Source organism: Aliiroseovarius salicola (assembly GCF_027891095.1).
In the GTDB taxonomy this organism is placed as follows: Bacteria; Pseudomonadota; Alphaproteobacteria; order Rhodobacterales; family Rhodobacteraceae; genus Aliiroseovarius; species Aliiroseovarius salicola.
In genome coordinates this window covers 1-623 of sequence record NZ_JAQIIO010000030.1, presented here as the reverse complement: position 1 = coordinate 623, position 623 = coordinate 1, and the positions used below count along the sequence as shown (strand labels likewise).

The window sequence follows — 623 nt, the reverse complement described above, 5'->3', positions numbered from 1 at the left end:
CCCATTTCCGAGAGTTTGCGCGGGATCTCGAATGTGTCGTTGAAGTTCTGCACAAATTTCTGGAACCCGGCAAAGCCACCATTGATGCCCAGATAATCTGCGGCGCGGTCAAAGCGGTCGGTGATCTCGCTGGCATTGAACTCCAGCACCGCCGGCATGCAGACCGCGTTGGTGGTGCCATGGTGCGTGTTGAAGATCGCGCCCACCGGATGAGACAGCGCATGGATCGCACCGAGCCCCTTCTGGAAGGCGGTCGCGCCCATTGCCGCGGCCGACATCATATGAGCCCGTGCCTCAAGGTCGGTGCCATCCGCATAAGCACGCGGCAGATAGTCGATCACCAGCCGCATACCCTCGAGCGCAATGCCTTGCGACATCGGGTGGTAATGCGGGCTGGAATAGGCCTCGACGCAATGGGCAAAGGCATCGAGCCCGGTGCCCGCCGTGATGAACTTCGGCATTCCCACCGTCAGTTCCGGATCGGCAATCACCACTGACGGCAGCACTTTCGGGTGGAAGATGATCTTCTTCTCATGGGTGACCGAATTGGTGATAATGGATGCCCGCCCCACTTCCGACCCGGTGCCGGCCGTGGTCGGCACCGCGATGATCGGCGCAATCGC

1 protein-coding gene is annotated in these 623 nt (G+C 60.8%); it reads right to left on the bottom strand.

Translation table 11 applies throughout. The annotated features are described in order from the left end of the window. The coding region (locus tag O2N63_RS17500) for an iron-containing alcohol dehydrogenase (RefSeq protein WP_271055599.1) at positions 1-623 on the bottom strand (623 nt) is incomplete at both ends.